Origin of the sequence: Lujinxingia sediminis, from assembly GCF_004005565.1 — a bacterium.
Lineage (GTDB): Bacteria > Myxococcota_A > Bradymonadia > Bradymonadales > Bradymonadaceae > Lujinxingia > Lujinxingia sediminis.
The window spans coordinates 191,748-207,332 of record NZ_SADD01000002.1 but is presented as its reverse complement, the minus strand read 5'-3'; the positions used below and the strand labels follow the sequence as shown (position 1 = coordinate 207,332).

Annotated in this window: 12 protein-coding genes; 7 read left to right on the top strand and 5 right to left on the bottom strand. The window is 63.8% G+C overall.

The genetic code is table 11. The features are described from left to right. The first annotated feature begins 26 nt into the window (after positions 1 to 26). From EA187_RS06615 to EA187_RS06605, 3 genes are all read left to right on the top strand, one after another. On the top strand, positions 27 to 518 hold the full coding sequence (locus tag EA187_RS06615) for a DUF4912 domain-containing protein (RefSeq protein ID WP_164856065.1): 492 nt from the start codon (positions 27 to 29) through the stop codon (positions 516 to 518). Then, positions 515 to 2,140 carry a glycoside hydrolase family 57 protein gene (locus EA187_RS06610; protein ID WP_115606601.1) on the top strand — a complete coding sequence of 542 codons (1,626 nt, stop codon included), beginning with the start codon at positions 515 to 517 and terminating at the stop codon, positions 2,138 to 2,140. The genes EA187_RS06615 and EA187_RS06610 overlap by 4 nt, the downstream gene beginning before the upstream one ends. Positions 2,141 to 2,223: 83 nt before the next feature. Then, complete coding sequence (locus tag EA187_RS06605) at positions 2,224 to 2,679, top strand: DoxX family protein (protein WP_115606603.1); 456 nt, start codon at positions 2,224 to 2,226, stop codon at positions 2,677 to 2,679. 17 nt (positions 2,680 to 2,696) lie between these two features. On the opposite strand, the gene EA187_RS06600 is transcribed toward EA187_RS06605, so the two are convergent. Further along, positions 2,697 to 3,269, bottom strand: a complete 573-nt coding sequence (locus tag EA187_RS06600) for an SRPBCC family protein (protein ID WP_115606604.1) — start codon at positions 3,267 to 3,269, stop codon at positions 2,697 to 2,699. A gap of 211 nt (positions 3,270 to 3,480) precedes the next feature. On the opposite strand from EA187_RS06600, the gene EA187_RS06595 reads away from it, so the two are divergent. Then, the gene (locus tag EA187_RS06595; protein WP_206524209.1) at positions 3,481 to 4,971 is read left to right on the top strand and encodes a pyridoxal phosphate-dependent decarboxylase family protein; all 1,491 of its coding nucleotides are present in this window, start codon (positions 3,481 to 3,483) and stop codon (positions 4,969 to 4,971) included. A gap of 102 nt (positions 4,972 to 5,073) precedes the next feature. On the opposite strand, the gene EA187_RS06590 is transcribed toward EA187_RS06595, so the two are convergent. The 3 genes from EA187_RS06590 to EA187_RS06580 form a co-directional block, all read right to left on the bottom strand. Next, the gene (locus tag EA187_RS06590) at positions 5,074 to 6,165 is read right to left on the bottom strand and encodes a hypothetical protein (protein ID WP_127779653.1); all 1,092 of its coding nucleotides are present in this window, start codon (positions 6,163 to 6,165) and stop codon (positions 5,074 to 5,076) included. Further along, a complete protein-coding gene (locus EA187_RS06585; RefSeq protein ID WP_127779651.1) occupies positions 6,149 to 8,137 on the bottom strand; it encodes a hypothetical protein in 1,989 nt (662 codons plus the stop codon). Before EA187_RS06585 ends, EA187_RS06590 begins: the two co-directional genes overlap by 17 nt. Before the next feature lie 159 nt (positions 8,138 to 8,296). Continuing rightward, the gene (locus EA187_RS06580) at positions 8,297 to 9,562 is read right to left on the bottom strand and encodes a TraB family protein (RefSeq protein WP_164856064.1); all 1,266 of its coding nucleotides are present in this window, start codon (positions 9,560 to 9,562) and stop codon (positions 8,297 to 8,299) included. A 109-nt stretch (positions 9,563 to 9,671) separates the two neighbouring features. Between EA187_RS06580 and EA187_RS06575 the strand changes: the two genes are divergently transcribed. From EA187_RS06575 to EA187_RS06565, 3 genes are all read left to right on the top strand, one after another. Further along, a complete protein-coding gene (locus EA187_RS06575; protein ID WP_127779648.1) occupies positions 9,672 to 11,522 on the top strand; it encodes an amidohydrolase family protein in 1,851 nt (616 codons plus the stop codon). Beyond that, a complete protein-coding gene (locus EA187_RS06570; protein ID WP_115606613.1) occupies positions 11,515 to 12,282 on the top strand; it encodes an alpha/beta fold hydrolase in 768 nt (255 codons plus the stop codon). Before EA187_RS06575 ends, EA187_RS06570 begins: the two co-directional genes overlap by 8 nt. A 1,010-nt stretch (positions 12,283 to 13,292) precedes the next feature. Beyond that, positions 13,293 to 14,216, top strand: coding sequence for a hypothetical protein (locus tag EA187_RS06565; RefSeq protein ID WP_115606615.1), 924 nt, complete (start codon positions 13,293 to 13,295; stop codon positions 14,214 to 14,216). 861 nt (positions 14,217 to 15,077) lie between these two features. On the opposite strand, the gene EA187_RS06560 is transcribed toward EA187_RS06565, so the two are convergent. Then, positions 15,078 to 15,554: a nucleoside deaminase gene (locus EA187_RS06560; RefSeq protein WP_127779646.1), complete on the bottom strand. Its 477-nt coding sequence runs from the start codon at positions 15,552 to 15,554 to the stop codon at positions 15,078 to 15,080. Positions 15,555 to 15,585 lie beyond the last annotated feature (31 nt).

Below are 15,585 nucleotides of genomic sequence, written 5' to 3'. Positions count from 1 at the left end.
AGCAGCAGCCGTACGAAGGGTATGGGATGTCTCAACGGGGAGAGACACAGCTGGTGCTGCTGTGGCGCGATCCGGAGGTGGGCTATGTGTACTGGGAGCTCGTCGGGGAGGTGCGTCCGCGCGAAGCGTGGGCGCGCCTGGTGCGTATCCATGCCGACGAGCGCTATGAGGAGCTTGAGCGCTGGCGGATCGAGGAGGCGCTCTCAGGGCGATTTGTGCGGGTGGACCAGGGGAGGGAGCGCTACCGCGCCGAGCTCGGTGTGGTGGGGCCGGACGGCAGCTTCGATATTCATATAAGCTCGGAGGTGAGCGAAGCTCCGGGGCGCGGGCCCGGCCAGGGCGCCCCGCGTTTTGTGCGGGTGCGTTTGAGCGAGCGTGGTCTGGGCTGGGAGCCCACCGAACATGCTCACCCGACGCTGGGGCGTTTTCTTCCGGGAGTCGGAGAGCGCCCGGGCTCGACGACCCATGGAAGTGAGCAAACGAAACGAGGGGATGAGCTCCACAGGGGGAACGCATGAAGACCTACTTAAGCGTGGTGCTTCACGCCCATCTGCCCTTTATTCGCCATCCAGAGCACGCCTACCACCTCGAAGAGATGTGGTTCTACGAGGCGATGCACGAGACCTATCTTCCCCTCTTGCAGGCCCTCGACAGGCTGGAGGCCGACGGGATTAGGGGAAAGCTGACCCTGAGTTTAAGCGCGCCGCTGATCGCGATGATGGCCGACGGGCTTTTGCGCGAGCGCTTTGTGGCGCAGCTTGAGCGGATGCGAGATCTGGCGCGTGCCGATCGGGCGCAGAGCGAGAGGCCGCCTGATGCGCGCCAGCTGGCGGATTACTATGAGTCGCGCTTTGACGAGCTGCGCGCTTATTACCTCGATGAGCTCGGTGGCGATGTGCTTGCGAGGTTTAAGCATCACGCGCAGGGCCATCGCCTGGAGTTGATGACGTGTGTGGGCACCCACCCGATTCTGCCTTTTCTGGAGAGTGATGCCGGTCGCCGCGCGCAGATTCGCGCGGGTATCGCCGAGTTTGAGCAGCATCTTGGATGTCGGCCGCGCGGCATCTGGGTCGCGGAGTGCGCCTTCGCGCCGGGTATCGATCGGCTGCTGGCCGAGGAAGGCATCGCCTTTGCGTGCCTGGAAGATGTGGGCATCCTCACCGCCGATGCGCCTCCGGTCTACGGCACCTACGCGCCACTGGTCTCACCGGCGGGGGTCGCGTTCTTCGGGCGAGATCAGCTGGCGAGCGCGCAGGTCTGGAGTGCAAGCGAGGGGTATCCAGGAGATTACGACTATCGGGAGTTTTATCGGGATCTGGGCTACGACCTGCCCATGGAGGTGGTCGCTCCGTACATTCATCCCGATGGCATCCGGCATCATACCGGACTGAAATACCATCGTATTACGGGGGATGTAGACCTGGGCGATAAGGACTTCTATCGGCCGGACGTTGCCGCACAACGCGCACGGGAGCATGCGACGCATTTCGTGCATGCTCGCCAGGGGCAGGGGCGCGAGCTCTTTGAGAGGTTGGGAAGGCGCCCCGCCCATTTGACCTGTTCCTATGACGCGGAGCTCTTCGGGCACTGGTGGTTTGAGGGGCCGCTCTTTCTGGAGGCGGTACTTCGCGAGGCTGCGCACCATCCGGAACTCCAGCTGGTCTCCCCGCTGGACTATCTGGCCGAAGAACCGGTGCAGCAGCAGGCCACACCCGGGATCTCTACCTGGGGTGAGGAGTCTTACTTTGGCGTCTGGCTCGACCCTTCGAATGCCTGGATCTATCGGCACCTGCGCAACGCGGAGGCCAGCGTCATAGGCTTTGTGAACGATGCCGCGCAGGGCGTCTTCGATGGCGACCCTGAACTGGGACGCGCGCTGCGCTTGATGGGGCAGCAGCTGCTCTTAGCTCAGGCCAGCGACTGGGCGTTTATCATGAAGACGGGCACCACCGTCGCCTACGCCCGGGAGCGGCAGGCCGGCCATCTGGCGTATGTCGAACGTCTTGGCGAGATGATCGCCTCCAGGGCCATCGATCTCGATCTTCTGGTGGAGTTGGAGGAGCGCTATCCGATCTTTGGCGCGCTGGACGTGGCGTGGTGGCACCAGGACGCACCGCCAGTGTTGAGCCCGAGCAGCTGAGGTCGCCAACGCCGGCGCTCGGAGCGGTGCTTAGCTTTGGGGGGAGGATTTGACGCCAGGCTGCACCAGAGATCGGAGGCTGCATGAGCGATCTGCGCAAAGGAAGCTTCTTGATGGGCCGGGTGATCGCCGGGTTTTTCTATCTGATCATGGGCCTCAACCACTTCGGAGCCTGGGAGGCGTTGAGTGGCTATGCGGCCGACAAGGGTGTGCCTTTTCCCTCGCTGGCGGTGGGGCTGAGCGGTGCGCTTCTGGTGATGGGTGGGGTGAGCCTGGCGCTGGGGTTGCGTCCGCTCCTCGGAGTGCTCTGCATTGTGATGGCGCTCCTGCCGATCACGCTGGTGATGCATAACTTCTGGGCGATCGATGACGCGACGGCTCGGCAGGTAGAGCTGACCTCGTTTCTGAAAAACGGGGGCCTGATAGGCTCGGCGCTGATCTTTTTGGCGCTGCGCGAGCCCTGGCCGATGAGTCTGGACGAGTGGCTCGACACATGGCGTTTTCGCCAGCGCCTGCGCCACGCGCGTGAGAGCTCCTGAGCGTTACGAAAGAACGATCATTTCGCGACGGCTTCGCGCACCGCCTCGATCACACCGGGCATGGAGGATTCCTGGGCGCGGCGGCGCATCCAGTCGGGCACCGAGCCCTCCGGTGCGGCGTAGACCGAATAGACCGCCAGGGTGCGGTTGTCGTGACCGTTAAAGGACTTCAGGCTCCAGTAGCCCTCGTTGAAGCGGTAGTTGCCCTCGATCATCGTCCACTGACGGCGCCACTCCACCGGACCGACGGTGTGGGTAGCGGTGGTGGTGGAGCGAAGATCGCTCAGCGGGAAGGGCAGCCCCACGACCGTCTCGCAGACCACGGTGTCGCCATTGCGTGAGATCTGCCGAGATTCTTTGATCCGCGGCATGGTGCGGCTGTAGCTGCCACAGTCGCTGACGATCTTCCAGACCTCGGCCGGCGAGGCCTCGATCACGCCGGTTACGATCATCCGCGGGATATCGCTGCCGCTGACGTTCTGCGCTTCCACCAGGATCTCGCCGGCGGCCAGCCTCTCGTCGTTGGCAGAGGCCAGGGAGGCTGCCAGGGTCAAGGTGAGAAGGAGAGCAGTGCCGAGAGCGTGTCGCATCGTCGAAGATCCTTAAAAGTGAAGAGGCATGTTGGAACCCGCCGGCCCCGCAGCGGGAGGCAGGACGCGCTTGCCTAAGCGTGTGAAAGCCCCCAGAGTATAGGGCCTGCCAGCGCGCGAGAAAAGCATCGGTCAGAAAACCGCGTCCTATCGAGACGAGGCCGGTGCCCTATCATTCAAAGTTAGATGAGCTATGACCCGGAGTTCGGACGTGAGTGAGAGCCTGACCATCCCCGAGAAGGGACTCGATAAGAACATGCTGCTTGAGCAGATGCGCGAGCTTCGCGACGCCGATGGAAACTGGCGCGAGGGGCGCACCTGGAGCCTGGTGTATTACGCCGATGAGGAGCATTACGACTTTCTCAAAGAGGCGCATAACACCTTCTTTAGCGAGAACGGGCTCAACCCGATGGTGTTTAAGAGCCTGCGGCGCATGGAGTCGGAGGTCGTGCGCATGTCGGCCGAGATGCTTCATGGTGATGGGGATGTCGTGGGCACGATGACCTCGGGAGGTACCGAGTCGATCCTGATGGCGGTGAAGGCGGCGCGCGAGCGTTTTCGCAAAAAGCGCTTCATTTTTAACGGGCAGCCCGAGCTTGTGGTGCCGGAGTCGATCCATGTGGCGTTTGGGAAGGCGGCGCACTACTTCGGGCTCAAGGTGCGCTATGTGCCCCTGCGCGATGATTTTCGGGTGGACGTCGACGCGCTCAAGCGGGCGGTCAATCGCAATACGGCGCTGATTGCGGCGTCGGCGCCGCAGTACGCCCACGGGGTGATCGATCCGATTGAGGAGATCGGGGCGTTTGCGCAACGGGAAGACATTCCCTTTCATGTCGATGCCTGTTTTGGCGGCTTTTTTCTGCCCTGGATGGAGAAGCTCGGCTACGACCTGCCTCCCTTTGATTTCCGGGTGCCCGGGGTGACCTCGATCTCGGCCGACGTGCATAAGTACGGGTACGCGGCGAAGGGGGCTTCGGTGGTGCTCTATCGCAACATGAGCTACCTGAAGCATCAGTTCTACATCTCCACCGACTGGCCCGGCGGCATCTACCCCTCCCCTTCGGCGGCGGGGACGCGCCCCGGCGGGCCGATCGCCGCAGCCTGGGCGGCGATGAAGGCGATGGGCGAGGATGGTTATCTGAAGCTGACGCGCACGACGATGGAGGCGGTTGAGGCTCTGCAGTCGGGTGTGCGGCGCATCGAGGGGCTCAAGGTGCTCGGCAGCACCGATGGGCCGATGGTGTGTGTGGCGGCCGATGGGCCGGAGGTTGATATCTACGCGGTCGTCGATCAGCTCAACGCAAAGGGCTGGAACCTCGATCGGCAGCAAAACCCCAACAGCTTTCACCTCTCGGTCACGGCGAACCATCTGCAGGCGGTGCCGGCGTTTCTGGAAGACCTGCAGCAGGCGGTGGAACATGTGCGCGCGCACCCGGAGCTGAAGAGCGAGGGACAGGCGGCGATGTACGGCATGATCGCCAAGATTCCCTTCCGGGGCGCGGTCAAATTCAGCGTGCAGAAGATCATGGAGGGCATGTACGGCCCCGATGGCAAGGTGCCCGATCTGGGCGGCGAGGCCACCGAAGATGATGATCTGATCATGCAGCTGATGGATAAGTACGGCGATAAGGCGATGGGGATTCTGGAGAAGTTGGAGAGCTCCAGAGAGGTGATCAAAGATGCGTTGTCGTGGAAGAAATGAGGTTTTTTTAATCACCTCCGTCGTGATTTAAGGTGTTGAAATGAAAAGAAAAAAGGGACGCGCATCGCGCGTCCCTTTTTTGGTGCTCGGAGGCCGGGGGATTTAGTCTTCGGCCGGAACTTCTTCGCAGAAGTCGAGGTCGGGGAAGCCGCCCGGGGGTTCGCAGACGGCGGTGACCGCGCCGCAGATGTTGTTGCACATATCGGGGGTGCCCTCGGGAACGAGCTCTTCGGGGACCAGGCCGCCGGCCAGGGCGGCCTGGCCGGCGGGAATGTCGACGTTGGCGCTGGGGAAGACCACCTGGGAGTCGCCGAAGGTGAGTGTGCCGTCGAAGAAGTCGTTGCCGTTTTCATCTTTAACGATGTCGGCGTAGAGCACGACGTCTTTAAGCTCGACAGTGGCAACGCCGAGCACAGGCACCGAGACGTCAAAGCTCTCGGTGGTCAGAAAGCGGGTGCCGTCCGTCTCGACGATCTGACCGCGGGCAAAGAGGGCCCAGCTCTCCTCGTCGTCGGCGATGGTGATGACCTCGGGGTCGAGGCTTGTCTTTTCGGCGCGACTCTCATCGACGACGCCTTTGGCACCGGCCAGGGCGAAGCGGCCGTCGGACTGAACGCGCAGGTCACTCACGAGCGTGAGTACGGCGTTGAGCCCGCTGACGCTGAGGCTGCCGCCGAGGATGTAGATGCCGTCCTGAAACTCGATGTTGGCGTTGGGATCGCCGCCGGAGACGCCGAACTGGATGTTGTAGAGATAACCCGCGCCGGTATCAAAGCCGTCGGGGTCGCTCAAGCCCTCGACGATCTCCAGGATGAGCGAGGAGCCGGGGCGGGCGAACTCAGGCGCGATGGTGATGAGCGCGGCGGTGGCGTCGTCGTTGAAGGCGATGCTCAGCGCCTCGCATTCGCCCTCGGAGGCCATGCAGGTTGGGGCCAGGGGCTCGACGTCGGGGGAGGCGGGCACCCGGCGCAGGCCGCGGTCGCGCGGCCACAGGCGCACGCCGACGGTCTCCGGATCGACGGCTTTGGTGAACTCGAAGACCAGGGGCTCATCGGCCACGGCCACGCGGCTGTCACCCAGGTTGAGCTGCGCCTCGGGCGGGGCGATGTACTCCTGGCAGCCGGCGCCCAAAAGCGACGTAAGCGCGATGGCAGCGCCAGCGAAGAACGAGGTTTTTTTAGAAAAGAAGCTCAAAACGGTTCTCCACGAGAAAAGATCGGACGGCGTCGCCATTTTCATCATGCAGCGCCTCGCCGGGGAAGAGCACGGCGCCTTCGACGGTCCAGAAGAAGTTGTCGCGCAGACGATAGCCTAATTGAAGGTCGACTTCGGTTCCATAAAAGCGCCCCGGGGTGCCGCCGTGGAAGTTCAGGGCGCTGTTTTCGATGGGACCGCCGACGTCGTTGAGGGCGGTCTGCACCGCGTCGACGGCGCCTTCGGGGGTGGCCGACCAGGCGGCCAGCACGCCGGCGCGGGCAAAGAGGTTATGCTCGGCGGTCTTGAGCATATCGACGTAGATCTGCGGGAAGATCGCAATCGCGTTGGAGAAGCGGCCATCGCTCTGGATCTCGGTCAGCGGGAAGCTGTCGACGTCGGCGTCCGCGAGGTTTTCGAGACCGACGCCGACGGAGCGGGCGGACTCGAAGGCCAGGACGTGTTCGAAGAGGAGCAGGCCGACGTTGAGGTCGCGCGCGAAGCTAAAGGAGGTGATCGGGTCGCCGGCGCGGGGGTTGGCGTCGCCGCTGGCGTAATTGCCTTCCAGGCTCAGAGTGACCGGGCCGAGGTGCACGTCGATGACGCCCTGGCCGCCGTAGCCACGCATCTGCTGGGTCTGCACCCGGGCGTTGGTCAGGGCGGCGAAGCCTTCGCTGATCTCGGTGGTTTCGCCGCGAAGATGCGAGAACTGCAGGCGAAGATCGACGTTGTTCACGCCGGTCTGGAAGGCCAGGGGGAAGCCGTAGATGCGGCTGTTGAAGCGGTCGTTGCGCAGGTGCACAAAGGTCGCCGAGGCCTGGAAGCCCTGCCAGTCCAGCCCGAGCCAGTCGGCCTCATCGACGAGCCACTGCAGGTTGATGCCCATCTGACGAAGATCGTCGTCGGTGCGGGCGATGTTGTCGTGCTTCATGAAGTCGTAAAACATGCCCAGGATCACGCCGCGATCCAGTGAGGTATCGGGGGTGTGATCGGCGCCGTGGCGCAGCGTGTTGACGATCTCGTTGAGCTTGGTGCCAAAAAGGATGCGGTCGACGCCGTCGGAGTACTGGCTGACCCCCCAGCGGTTGTGGCGGCCGCCGTCGTGGGCGTTGACCGTGGCGCCGTAGTTCAGCGGCTGGCGGCCCACGCGCAGAAGCCCGATGGGCAGCATGGCGTCGGCGTAGAGGTAGTTGACCTCAAGGAGCGGGGCGCTTGTGAGGACCGGGCCGTAGCTCTCGCGATCGAAGGGATCGCCGCCGGGCAGAAGGCCGATCTGCCAGCGGGTGAGGTTGGGGCGTTTGGTGGCCAGGGAGACCCCGGAGTTGGATGAGGGGTTGCCCAGGAAGCGACCGTTGTCGCCGAAGAGCACACCGTCGAGGGCGTCGAGCTGCACGGTGATCGAGCCCACACCCTGGAGGCCGGTGGAGGCATCGAGGCGAAAGCGCTGCTCGGTCCAGCCGATGTCGCGCACCGCGGTACCGTTGAGCTCAATCGGGGTGATTTGCAGCGAGCGCACGCGGTACTCGCTGTTGGCCTGGTAGGTAACGCGGCTCTTTTCGGCGTCTTCTTCGGCGTCGATGATCCCGGGGGCGTCGATGCCATCGGGAGGCAGCGTGGCGGGCTCGGGGATGATGCCGGCGAGCTGCTCGGGCTCTTCGCTGCCCTGAACGTCATCGCGCTCGGGGGCGTCGTCGGGCTCGGCCTCGGCTTCAGCCGGGGCGCTGCGTTCTTCGGCCGGGACTTCCCCGGCGGAGTCGGTCGAGTCGGGGGCCGCGTCATCGTCCAGGTCGTCGGCTGCCGGAACGTCGGCTGCCGGAACGTCGGAGGCCGGCGCGTCGGAGGCCGGCGAGTCGGAGGCCGGCGCGTCGGCGGAGGGTGAAGCGGGGGCGTCCTGGGCGAAGGCCGGGGTGCTGGCCAGGAGCGCGGCGATGATCAGCGCGGGGAGAAGGGAGCGGCGGGAGGGAGAGGACACAGAAAACTCCAGCGAAAATGTTTTCACTTCATACAGATGCGCCGAGCGTACTCGTTGGAAAGGCTGCATCGCAAGGGGCGCGACACAACATCTGTTGACGCAGTGCGCCATAGAAAGGTGCGGCAGGGGGGGATGCGGGGTGAAGATGAACCTGGGGGGTCAACTTCCGAAAAGGTCGGGGAACATCAGGAGAGCCACCACCGTGCCGATGGTGCTGCCGAGGTTGGCCAGGATGAAGACCAGGGCGATTTTGGCCAGGCGGTTTTGCCACCACCCTTTGAGGCGCGCGATGTCGTCGCCGACCTGCTCAAGCTCTTTGATGCTGGGGGGGGCGATGAGAAGTTGCACGAGGCCACCGACCATGCCGGCGCCGACGGCCGGGTTAAGCGAGACGATGGGGGCGCTCAGCGAGCTGGCCAGGATCGTCAAGGGGTGAGCCAGCGCTGCGCTGGTGGCGATGGCGGTGCAGACGCCGTTGACGAGAAACCAGGTCAAGAGGGCCTGGCGTATCGTGGAGGGGTCGCCCAGGGCAAAGCCCAGAGTGAAGGTGGCGATGATCGCCGCGCTGATCACCCAGGGGAAGATGCGGGAGAAGAGGCTTTTGGGAGGCACGGCGTCCGAGCAGGCCTCGGGGCGCGGGCCCGCTTGAAGCAGAGTGGCGACGCGGTCGGCGTGCACGGTGCTGAGCACCGCGACGACCTCCGGGGCGTCGATGGCCTCGATGCTGCACGCCAGGTGGGCGTCGCGCTCGTCGACAAAGGCGGCTTTGGCTGCGGGCAGAGAGCGCTCCAGGCGTTTTAAACGGCGCTGGACGCGGTCGCGGTGCTCGGAGGCGGGCCGAGCCTTGGTGCGACGGAAGGATCCGAAGGTCATGGTGAGGATGAGCAGCAGGCGCATCCACACCGGTGAGCGCCGCCAGGCGCGCAGCCCGGTGATGGTCATATCGCGGTCGACCAGGTGCAGCGGTGCCTCGCTGCGCTCGGCCTCTTCCATGGCTACGCGGAACTCATCGCCGGGCTCGGTGCCATCGAAAGAGCCAAAACGTTTCTGGAAGATGCGCAGCGCGAGGTACGCGTTGAGCAGCGTGCCTTTTCTGGCTTTGAGGACGTCGATGAGGTTGAGGGCCTGCCAGCTCTCCTGGTTGCCGATCCACTCCAGGCGCTGGGTGTCGAGCTCCACCGCCAGCGCCTGCGGGCGAAGATCCTGGAGGGTAGCGCGCAGCGCGTGAAGCGAGGCGTCATCGACCCGGGGAAGATCGAGGATCACAAAGCGGCGCTCGCCATGTCGCACCACCTGGCGATGCACCCCGGGGGGAGGCAGCGCCAGGGCCTGGCTTTCATCGGGGCTGTGAGGCTGGGGCGCGCTGGCCCGGAGCTCCTCGCCGGAGGGCGGCTGAGCCGGGGCTTCGGCGCCGGTATGCGACACCGCACCGGCTCTGGCAGGGGGGGCCGTTGTCAACGTCGTGGGCGCTGGTGTAGCGTCGCCGGCGTTATCTGCCGCGCTGGACGCTGATCTGGGGAGCTCTGAGGACACGATGAAACCGTTAGCATTTGCCGATATCCATTGTCACCCAACCTTCTACGCCTTTAATCGGCTGCGCAACACCCCTGAGGAGCAGGACCCCTCGGTGTTTCATCCCTGGATGGAGCTTGAGAGTCATCTGGAGCACCAGTTGGCCGGGGCGCGGGCCTCGGATTATGTGCAGACGAACTTCTCGCGGATGATTGCCGGCGATGTGCGCCTGATCTTTGCGAGCTTTACGCCGATTGAGCGCGGCTTTTTCATCGGCAGCGGCTCCGGGGATGAGCGCCCCTTTAAGGATGAGGTCGCCGCGTGGTTGCGCCTTGAGCGACCTGCTCAGGTGCTCTCGAAGCTGGCCCGGGGTGACGTCTCCGGAGCGGCGCAGAAAGCGCTGGGACTCTTGCGCAACAGCGGTCCGCTGCGCCAGCTCGTGCAGCGGGCGGTGATGGGCTACGGCGCCGATCGCGTCGCCCACCTCTCCAGCTCCACCTACGATTACTGGGAGGAGCTTCTGCTCGAGTACGACTTTTTAAAACGCGGCGATCGCGAGCGTCATATCTCGGAGTTTGCCACCGGTGAGGGGCCGCGGGTCGTGGAGGGCTCGTATCGGGTGGTTGCCGGCGTGGAGGATGTGCAGGCGGTGATGGAGCGCCGGGAGGATGATCTGGCGGTGGTGCTCACCATTGAGGGTGGGCACGTCTTTTCGGTGGGAAGGGATCTGAAGCCGGTGGAGTTGAGCGTGATGCTCGAGCGTATTGAGGCGCTCAAAAACTGGGAGCATCCGGTGCTCTTTTTGACGCTGGCACACCACTTTGACAACGGGATCTGCGGCCACGCCCACAGCCTGGTCGATGCCGCCGACTGGATCATGGATCAGGAGTTTCGGCTCAATCAGGGTTTTGACCCGGAGCGGGGGATGCCGGTGGTGCGGGCGCTGCTGGATCTGGATGAGGAGCTCAACGATCGGGGCGGAAAACGCATTCACCTGGATGTGCGGCATATGAGCGCGCGCAGTCGTAAGGCGTATTATGCGCAGGTGGTCGAGCCCTATAACGCCTGGCGCGATGCGCAGCCGGCGGCCTACCGGGCGCGCTACCCGAAGATTCCGGTGGTGATGAGCCACTCGGGCTATGCCGGGGTGCCCACCCTGGCGCAGATGATCGCCGAGGAGGAGCGCGAGCACGATCGCTGGCACCGCGGGCCTTTCTATGCCTGGAGCATCAACCTGAGCGACGAAGATATGCGTGCGATCTTTGAGAGCGAGGGGCTGGCCGGCATCAATATGGACCGTCGTATTCTGGGCATGAAGCCCGGCGATAAGCTCGATGCCGAGGTGGTTCCGGAGGTGGTGCTGCGCCAGATGTTTGCGCTGGTCGACGTGATCCTGCTCGACGATCGTTACAGCGAGAAGGAGAAGCTCAAGGTCTGGGATCGGATCTGTCTGGGAACGGATTTTGACGGGTTTATTCACCCCATTGAGAGCTGTCCCACCGCGGCGGACCTGCCGCAGCTTGGCGAGGCTTTGCGGGGGCTGCTGGAGGCCCATAAGCATACCCGCGGAATCGCCGAGATCGGGGTGGAGACGATTCTTGAGAAGTTTGCCTGGAAGAACGCCTACGACTTTACGCTGACGCATCTTCCGGCTGCGGCCGGCGTCGGGCCGGTGGTCAAGGCGGCCAGCAGCCAGAAGGCGGCGGCCGCGTCGAAGTCATCGAAGTCATCGAAGTCATCGAAGTCATCGAAGTCATCGAAGTCATCGAAGTCATCGAAGACGGCTGCATCGGGAGCGGCGAGTAAGGCGAAGGGCGGTACGACGAAACGCGCAAAGCGCACGAAGAAGAGTGAGGAAAAGAGCGATGCGTAAGGAAGGCGAACGTCCGACGAACTGGCTGATTCTGCGCGGGCTGGCCCGCGAGCAGCGCCACTGGGGACCTTTTGTCGATATTTTTGAGGCAAAAGTGCCCGGTGCTCGCGTGCACACGCTCGATCTGCCCGGGGTGGGCACCGAATGTCAGCGCGAGAGCCCGACGACGGTGGCGGGCATCGTCGGCGACCTGCGCCGGCGCCTGATGCCCCTGCGCGAGGAGCATCCGGGTGGCTGGGGCCTGCTGGGTGTCTCGCTGGGCGGCATGGTCACCATGAAGTGGGGGGAGCTTCATCCCGACGATTTTGCTCGCCTGGTCATCATCAACTCCAGCGCCGGCAACCTCAACGGACCGCTGCAGCGTCTCAATGCCCGCATTCTACCCGATATGGTGCGCGCGATGGTTGATCCGGACCCGGTGGAGCGGGAGCGCCGCATTCTCGGCTTCACCTCGGCGCTGATCGAAGATCGCGAGATCGTGGCCCGGCAGGCCGCCAGCTTCGCCGAGGATGCGCCGATTCGCCGTCGCAACGCCCTCAAACAGCTCCTGGCCGCAGCTGCGTTTAAAGCTCCCGGCGAGCTCCGAGTGCCGGCACTGGTGCTGGGCGCCGGGGGGGACGCGATGGTTGACCCGCGCTGTGCCTGGCAGCTGGCGCGCCATCTGCGCGCGCCGCTGCACGTGCATCCAACCGCCGGCCATGAGTTGCCGCTCGATGATCCGGAGTGGGTGGCGATGCAGGTGGAGGGGTGGTGTGGTTAGTCGGGGGATTTTGGGAGGTGGGGGGTAAGCGTGTGGTGAGGTGGTTAAGGGGTTGGGTGGTTGTGAGGCGCCGGGGTTTGCGGGGGTGGGGAGGTTCGTGTGGGCGTTTACGAAAGATTCAGGGCGATGACGCTGGCGTCGGCGGTACATACGCTTCTCGCCATCAGGAAAAGGCGGCGACGGCCGGTCGCTCATGATTCTCGCTGTGCGAAATCTGTCCGAGAGACGCGCGAAGTGCAGTGACTATGCGGCCGAGGGCGAAATCTGTACGAGCGCTCGCGAAACCGGGCGAAATTTCGTCCGGGAGACGCGCGAAGGGACGAAACCAGTCCAGGGACGAAACCAGGGACGAAACCAGTCCGAGAGACACGCGAAGTGCAGTGACTATGCGGCCGAGGGCGAAATCTGTACGAGCGCTCGCGAAACCGCGAAACCAGTCCGAGAGACACGCGAAGTGCAGTGATTATGCGGCCGAGGGCGTATTGATGGGGTAGGAGTGCGCAGGTCGGGGTCGTCGTTGCGGTGTGCCGTGTGGCTCGAAATCTGTCCGAGAGACGCGCGAGGAACCATCGATGACTGAGAGACATACAAGAGACGTATGCGGCTGAGACGCACATGCGATCGTGAGACACCATGAGACGCACATGTGATCGAGAAACGTACGACCGCACATGCGCGACCGCACTTGCGACCGAGAGACGCACAAACAACCGCACAAACAACCGAGAGACGCACAAACACAGAGACGCATCAGACGCAAACGTGATCGGGACGTACAAGCGACCGGACGCACATGTGACCGAGACGCACATGTGACCGCGAGACGCACATGTGACCAAGAGACGCACAAACACAAGTAATGAAGCGGTCCATCCTCGATTTGTGTCATCCCAGAACGACCCGGATCTTCTGCATTCGCGCGATCGATTTTAGCTGCGGCACGCAAAACCTCTCGTCGGCGCTCGATAACATCACCAGGTAGACGTCTACACTCTCTCCTGGAGCCTCTCATGACTCGTCCTCGGCGTCAGATCGCAGATCAGGTCGTTATGCTTACGCGGCGTTGCTACGATCGATATTTCTTTATGCGTCCCGATAAGCGCATCAACGCCATTGTGGCGTATCGCTTCGCACGCGACGCCGGGAGTAACGGCATTGAGATGCACGCGGCGATGGTGATGTCCAACCATCTGCACCTGATCGTCACCGATAAGAAGGGGCGCCGAAGTGACTTTATGCGCGACGCGATGAGCTGCATCGCTCGGGCACGTAATCAGGATCTGGGACGAAAGGACCACTTCTGGGAGGGGAGCCAGTACGGCGACACAGTCCTGCTCGACCGAGATGCCGAAGAGCGCAAACTTCTCTACGTGTGGCTCAATCCCGTGCTGGCGGGGCTTGTGGGGCGCGCCGAGGAGTGGCCCGGCTTTAAGATCTTGCCGCGTGACTGGGGACAGACCATCCTGGTGCCGCGTCCGGATACCTTTTTTAGCGACCGCCTACCCGAATTCATCGAGTTCACCCCGCAGCCTCCGCCGGGCTATGAGGACAAGCCGCTTGAGGAGGTCATCGCGTACTTCGAGAAGCTGCTTAAAGACGCTGAGGATGAGCTGGCTGAAGAGCGCCGTCGTCAGAAAAGACGGCTTGTGGGCGTTAAGCGAGTGCTGGCGACGAGCCCAAAGAGCCGGCCCCGCACCCGGGAGTCGCGAGGTGGTATCAGCCCGCGTTTTGCCTCGAAGGATCCGGAGGTTTTGCGCGCGGCAATTGTGCGGGAGCGTGAGTTCCGCAGTGTCTACGGCAGCCAACGAGAGCGCTGGATCGCGGGTAAGAAGGGGGTGGTCTTTCCCTGCGGTACGGTCGGATTGAGGCGACACGCACCGATCCGCTGCGACGCCCCCGACCTGTGTGAGCCGGGACTTGCGGCTAATATGTAGAAGTGTCGCGGGGGGGCAGGTAAGTCGAGCATTGGGTTAAATATTCGGGGGAAGTTTGGTCCTGGTCGATACGTCGATTTGAGGTGGGCCGGGCTCTGGCTGCAGGGCAGGGCTGCGGGGATCGGGGGGCGGATGTTTGCCAGGTAGGCAGCGTTCGGGAGTGGCTGGAGTCTCCTGGTGAGCCTCTTTTTGAAGCGAGTAGCAGGCGCGCCGGGCTGTACGAAACGAGCGGGGGAGCAATTTTGGGGTGAAGCAGGGATGGCAGGAGGGTTCGGGGGCGGCCATTCCTCGGAAGAGCGCATGAATAAAGGGTGACGTGGGTCTCCGGGTCGGATTTGGGATTTGCGGATTTGCGTGAGTTCGGGGGGGGGGGGCATTTTCTGTGAGTGCGCCTGGGAGGCGGTCGATGTGGTTGTGTGGTTGTGTGGTTGTGGGGCCTGGGAGGGGCGCGGGGTGGGTCGATTCGTGAGGGCGGTGTGTGGTGTGCGGGGGGAGAAGGAACATTGGCGATTTGGTTGGCTAAAAGGGGCAGCAAGGGGCCTGAGTAGCCGATCTGTCGCGAACAGAACGCCAGGTAAGGGGCCTGAGTAGCCGATCTGTTGCGAACAGAACGCCAGCTAAGGGGTCTGAGTAGCCGAGCTGTTGCGAACAGAACGCCAGCTAAGGGGTCTGAGTAGCCGATCTGTTGCGAACAGAACGGCAGCTAAGGGGCCCGAGTAGCCGATCTGTTGCGAACATAAGGGGAGGTAAGGGGTCTGAGTCGCGGTTCTGTTGCAAACATAAGGGGAGCTAAGGGGTCTGAGTCGCCGTTCTGTCGTCGAGCGCCCCAGGCCGACGCTGGCTGGGAAGGTACGTCGGGCCTCATCCCCGGTGGCGACGCGCGTGGAGCGCGCGGACCTGTGCGTCGAGCCCCTCGACGGGGCCTTCGACCCGGGCGTCTTTGATCACCTCGGTGATCGGGAGGGGGTGCAGGGGGTTCTCGGGGGCGCCGAGCTCGTCGAGCCACTGCACGAGCTGGCCGGTGGAGCTGGCGTAGACGATGCGGCCCAGCCCCACCCAGCCGTGGGCGGCAGCGCACATCGGGCAGTGCTCGCCAGAGGTGTAGACCACCGCCTGAGCGCGCTGCTCGGGGGTGAGGTGGGCGGCGGCCCAGCGGGCGATCTCGAACTCGGGGTGTTGGGTGGCGTCGTCGCGGGTCTGGATGCGGTTGCGGGCCTCCAGGAGCACCTTTCCTTCGTGCACGAGCAAGGAGCCGAAGGGGGCATCGCCTTCGTTGAGGGCCTCGGTGGCCAGTTCAACGCAGCGGGTGAGGTGGTGGCGGTCCTGGTCGGTGATCATGGGGGGGCTCCGGAGATGGGAGTGGGGAGGG

Bases quoted from the DNA above. Each gene is read 5' to 3' on its own strand.
- EA187_RS06615 (WP_164856065.1), top strand. From the start codon at position 27: ATGTCTCAACGGGGAGAGACACAGCTGGTGCTGCTGTGGCGCGATCCG.
- EA187_RS06610 (WP_115606601.1), top strand. From the start codon at position 515: ATGAAGACCTACTTAAGCGTGGTGCTTCACGCCCATCTGCCCTTTATT.
- EA187_RS06605 (WP_115606603.1), top strand. From the start codon at position 2,224: ATGAGCGATCTGCGCAAAGGAAGCTTCTTGATGGGCCGGGTGATCGCC.
- EA187_RS06600 (WP_115606604.1), bottom strand. From the start codon at position 3,269: ATGCGACACGCTCTCGGCACTGCTCTCCTTCTCACCTTGACCCTGGCA.
- EA187_RS06575 (WP_127779648.1), top strand. From the start codon at position 9,672: ATGAAACCGTTAGCATTTGCCGATATCCATTGTCACCCAACCTTCTAC.
- EA187_RS06570 (WP_115606613.1), top strand. From the start codon at position 11,515: ATGCGTAAGGAAGGCGAACGTCCGACGAACTGGCTGATTCTGCGCGGG.
- EA187_RS06565 (WP_115606615.1), top strand. From the start codon at position 13,293: ATGACTCGTCCTCGGCGTCAGATCGCAGATCAGGTCGTTATGCTTACG.
- EA187_RS06560 (WP_127779646.1), bottom strand. From the start codon at position 15,554: ATGATCACCGACCAGGACCGCCACCACCTCACCCGCTGCGTTGAACTG.